Raw genomic sequence first — 5,116 nt, 5'->3', positions numbered from 1 at the left:
AACACTTTGTGTATGAATTAGTTGGCTAATTTTATACTATTTACTGAATGTCCCTTGTATAACGCTTGATTTTAAAATTACAATAAAAAACCGGGTGAGAACTTGAAGGATTTCAAGGTTTCATCCGGTTTTTCTATATTGTGTATGACTGGTTGTTATTCTACCGCCAACGACTGTGTAGCCCAATTATAAGTCACGGTGTACACCGTGTTCTGTGCTACCGTTTCTCCATCCTCCGTTCCCCAGCTACCCGACTGTTCCTTTACTTCCCCATCCGAGTTGGTAATCGATAACTGATAATTGAAGGAATTCGAATAAGGGAAATAAGCCGTTTCTCCATTTTGCAGCGTGACAGACCGGCTCCCAGAGGTCACGGTAAAAGTATAACCTTGCAACCAGTCGCCCGTCACCGCCGTCAAATTCAAACAAACCGCGAAAGTACTCATAGGCACCTGCACCTTCACAGCAGTTGTAACGCCTTCTGTCACTACAAAAGACACCTCCTTATAATAGACTGGTTCTCCTTTAGTTTCATTGTCCCAAGTAGATTCCTCTCCATAGTTTGCACTATACGCTTTCAGCATATAATCGGTAGCCGGCTTCAATTCAATCTTATTTTGCATCTCTTCCAGGGTCAAAGTACGAACAAATTGCTCTCCTTTATACAAATCTACAGTCAAACTTTCATCCACCGCACGCGAAGCAACTTCCGTCTCCACTTGCGACTGCAATTCAATCCCTTCTACAGACAAATAACCTTTTCCTGAAGGAATCTTATTTTCCTGCTGACAGCTTGCCAGCAGGAAAATTCCCAATAAAATATATACTATATTCTTTTTCATCGTTCTTCTTTATTTGTCGTAAACCAAAGAAAATGAATCCAACCAAAACTGACTACCTATCAGATAAGCATTTGTATATCCATCCCAGAAAGATGCATCCCTGAATTTATCCTCCAAATGATCTTTATCTTCTTTTATGCCAGACTTAAAAACAACTCGAATATGAGTTATCGGAAGATGTTTAAATTCATCATGATATTTCACTTCAATAGAGCTCGTCCTATAACTGCTCACTGCTTCTCCAGAAGTAAGCTTTGCATCACCTATCACAGTCTCAATACCATTTGATATATTAACCAAAGCAATTTCTACCAAATATTCATCTCCATTATATGGAGATGCTTTATAAGTAAAATTCAAAGATGTAGGTCGTATTGAAGCCGCCTTTGCATAAATAGTATCATTGGAAGCCTCATAATCACCCACGCAAACTAAGCCTGCAGATACATGATTAATCACACTTCCAGACTTATTTCCAAAATCACAGGTATTTCCGGCTCCCCATCCTATAGTCATAAGATGTGCAACCGTACTTCCATTATCGCTTATGGGTAATGTACTTGATTTAGAAACATAAAATGCATTTACGCCATCTGAATGACAAGTCAATGAGTTTCTAGTTCCAATCCATCCGCCATTAAAAGTATATAAAGGATTATCGTTTTTAGGATAAGTTGTGCTATACCCCTCATCCAAAGTTGAATTTGGAATAGATAATGCCTCATAAGTTTTTACCTCCGTAGCCTCACTATTAATCACGCCACGATAAACTCCACGAACATAATAGGTGCCTCCTGGCTGTAAATCTGCTTTACGTAAATCATCACCTAAATCCGTCCAACCTGTTTCACCATCCACACTAAATTGATAGGTCATTTTCTGGCTTAACAATTCATAATCTCCAGCTTCTACCTCTTCAGCGGCCAAAGGATTCATTGTAAATTCCTTTGTCCAAATATTTCCCGGATATACACTCACATGGAAAATCGGTTTGTTGCACTTCAAAGTGTACACTCTGTTGGCCGCTTGGTCTTCACTCGCCCAGCGATTATTGGCTTTTACATCCACTTCAATGGTAGAAGAAACCGTATTTCCAGCGTCTGTCATCAACTGAGGAATCAAAGAGGAAAAATCAAGGCTTCCTGTTGTCGCACCGATTTCCGGCAAGGCAATGCCCAAAGCTGTTTCCACAGCTGCCTTATCGTCTGCATTTGACAACAAATATTCCTTGTCCGCTTCCAATCCTGCAAATTTTGCATCTGTAGAATTGAATTTCAGCTTGATATCCTGTAAGGGAGAAGACAACTTCAAATTAATGACGGCTGATTTTTTCTCCGTTTCTGCAAAAGAAAGTTCATTGTTCACGAAACCTTCCGATTCCAGTTTAGGCTTCGGCATAAACTCCATAGGCAATGTTTCGGTGACAGATACTTTAGATACCTCCACCTTTTCCACTGAAATGCCGACACCCGATGAGGTTGTTCCATCCGTACCCAGCGTAATTTTCACATGTGTTTTAGCTGGTATTTTAAAAAAAGGAGAACCTTCAGGTTCCGGTATATCATACGATACTTCCTGACCGGTTCCCGCCAAATGCCCGTGGAAAACCAGTTTTACAGAAGAACCCGCCTTAAAATAAGCGCTCTCCACTCCTGTAGAATCAATCTCGACAGACTGGTCGCCTACAAAAACCGTCACCGAATAGTCTTCATAGGCTTTTTTCAAACTTTCTTCATTATAGTTTACCGAAAGCAATGCATTAGCCACCACACACGAAATAGTGGCCGAAGTCATCTGTCCGGTCACCACTTGCTGATTCTCCAACGTACCCACATAATAAGGAGCATCCAATGCAATGACCGGATCGTCTCCATAAGTGGCCGTCAGATTGTATGTACCTTCTTTCACCAAGACCGATTCCGCACATTTTCCAACATAAGCCACTTTATTTGTAGACGCATCTACCACACGCAAGCGAAACATAGATGCTACTGGCTTCTCCAATTCAGTAGGAGCCGTACGCGAATAGGCTTGATTTCCTTCGTCTGTCAAAGTAATCTGGAAACCTGTCTGAGCAGAGGAGCGAAAATCGTCTTCCTGCTGACAGCCTCCCAGCCACATTCCACACAACAATAACAAAAGGCTACTAAACCATTTCATATTTTTATCTCTTCCTTTATTCATAACTCAATTCAAATTCATCTACCCACAATGTGCTACCGTCACCTACCTGACCAATGACCTTCTTACCGTTTGCATCAAACTCCCCTCCATATTTGCTGGAAGTAGCCACAATCGTAATCTTGGCAGGCTTAGAGATTGTATCCGTATAGTTAATGTCAAACTCAAATTTCTGGTATTCCGTTACCGTCTCACTGCCCGTAAACTCTCCATAAGCAATTTCCTTATCGGCAGAATTCCACAGCCGCAAGTAAATTTGACATTGGTCATTCTTCAAATTTCCCGGAACCGTCCCATTGTAAGTAATAGGCATGGATTTGTACTTATAATATCCGCTTAACTTCGTGGGACGTGCCCCCGAATACGGGCGTCCAAAAGAAGGACTTGATTCGGGTGTCCCCATATTCGTCTTATAAGTACCTATAAAAAGATTACCCGCAGCTGCTCCTACCAAGAGAATATCTCCATACGTATATAATTTGGCAGAAGTTCCACGATACGCATCACTTCCTGTCACAGGTACCGTACTCGATTCCTTATAAATGGTCACTCCTTCATTTCCGGTCGCCCAATAGGCCTGTGCATCATCCAAATTGTTGGCCACTGGATTCGGATACCACGTTTTTCCGCTCTGCGTCCACGTATCAAAATTCATATTCGGAATCGTCACGATAGTTTCGGTCTGAAAAGAGAGTGCTTCTCCTGCACTTCCATCCGCCAGCGCACGTACCTCATAATTGGTGCCATTGGTCAGTCCGGTCAGCGTGGCCGAATACGACCGTGTTCCGGTGGTTGTTATGGAAGCTGCGTCCAACGCAGTCCATTCCTCTTCTCCCTGTACACGATACTCTACCGATAAGGTAGTACCCGCACGAAAACTGCCGCTTATATAAGCTTTCGTAGCCCATGCATTCACGCTTTCCACCGAAGCTGGTACGGAAGACTTCTGCACATCCACCGTCCAGTCACAAATGTATCGTCCATTCCGATACGCCTGAAACACACGGGGACGAGTAAAGTCCGTGATGGTATCGGGCGAAGGAATCAATTTGGTTTTCGAGCCTTCCAGGTTCAGTTTATTGATTTTAATATTCCGGTAATCCGCATCCTCCGTCACATAGATAATGGCCACATGGGTATTCAAGTCCAGCAAAGGAGCCGTGCCCGATTGATCCTCCACTTCTATCGTACGTTCAATGTTCTGTTTTACCGTAATCTTCCACCAATAATCCTGATAGGTTTTCAGCAAGACATCCACCGGATTGGTAAAGTCGATTGCCGTATTGGCATTGGCCGGCAATTCATCCAAAGAAGAAAAGCTGAAATCAGGGAAACCGGAAGGCTTGATACAGGCCGTTGAATCCGGATAAATCAAAGCTTCTGCATTAGCCACCAATTTTGTAATCGGCAAACTGTCTATAAAAGCATCTTCACCAATGGTCAGTTCAATGGTGCGTGCCTGATTATTGAACACGGCTTCTCCCTGCATCCCTTCCACTTGGATTTCCTGAATCACTCCTTCAATATATGGATAAGGGATGTCATTCTCAATACAAGAAGACAAGTTCAGTAACAAGAAAGAAATAAAACTATATTTCAAGGCTTTTACAAGCATAATCTGTCAATTTAAAAATAGGAACAAATACCGATGTTTATCGAAAAAATATTAATCTTAAAGTCCGCTGAACTCTGACGGTACGAACCACGTTCTACCTGATTGGTTACCTGTTCCGCCCACTTGAATTTCAGTCCCACTACATTGATGGACACTTCCACCGCCATGTTGTTGGTCACAAAAGCCGTCAAGCCCGGAGCCGCACCAATCTGCAAACTGTGTGTGGTCTGATAGGTTCCTGTCGCTTTCTGATCGACTCCATCCAACGTCTTTCCTTCACCATAACCATAAGTCAGGCGCAGTTCATTAAAGAAACCGAAAACCTTGCTGTTTCCCAGTCCCATATACGTCCGCAAGAAACCGGAAGCTGTATATTCATGTTCCAGATACTTGTAATCACTGATGTCGAACGACAAATCGTCTCCCAAATCAAGATTGATATTTCCTATATCCGCATACGTACGATTATAGTTCAGAC

Annotated in this window: 3 protein-coding genes and 1 pseudogene; all 4 read right to left on the bottom strand. The window is 42.5% G+C overall.

The annotated features are described in order from the left end of the window. Window positions 1-155 precede the first annotated feature (155 nt). Window positions 156-842, bottom strand: coding sequence for a DUF4493 domain-containing protein (locus RDP42_RS12385; protein ID WP_308763937.1), 687 nt, complete (start codon window positions 840-842; stop codon window positions 156-158). A gap of 9 nt (window positions 843-851) precedes the next feature. Next, window positions 852-3,026: a DUF4493 domain-containing protein gene (locus RDP42_RS12380; RefSeq protein ID WP_308763936.1), complete on the bottom strand. Its 2,175-nt coding sequence runs from the start codon at window positions 3,024-3,026 to the stop codon at window positions 852-854. Further along, window positions 3,019-4,638 (bottom strand): PCMD domain-containing protein, encoded by a 1,620-nt coding sequence (locus RDP42_RS12375; protein WP_308763935.1) that lies wholly within the window; start codon window positions 4,636-4,638, stop codon window positions 3,019-3,021. Before RDP42_RS12375 ends, RDP42_RS12380 begins: the two co-directional genes overlap by 8 nt. 11 nt (window positions 4,639-4,649) lie before the next feature. Then, window positions 4,650-5,116: pseudogene (locus tag RDP42_RS12370) on the bottom strand (hypothetical protein); the annotation flags it as partial.

It is taken from the genome of uncultured Bacteroides sp. (assembly GCF_902472605.1).
Classification (GTDB): domain Bacteria; phylum Bacteroidota; class Bacteroidia; order Bacteroidales; family Bacteroidaceae; genus Phocaeicola.
This window is presented reverse-complemented; position numbering and strand designations above follow the sequence as displayed.

Excerpts from the sequence above, each read along its gene's own strand:
- RDP42_RS12385 (WP_308763937.1), bottom strand. The coding sequence starts at position 842 with ATGAAAAAGAATATAGTATATATTTTATTGGGAATTTTCCTGCTGGCA.
- RDP42_RS12380 (WP_308763936.1), bottom strand. The coding sequence starts at position 3,026 with ATGAATAAAGGAAGAGATAAAAATATGAAATGGTTTAGTAGCCTTTTG.
- RDP42_RS12375 (WP_308763935.1), bottom strand. The coding sequence starts at position 4,638 with ATGCTTGTAAAAGCCTTGAAATATAGTTTTATTTCTTTCTTGTTACTG.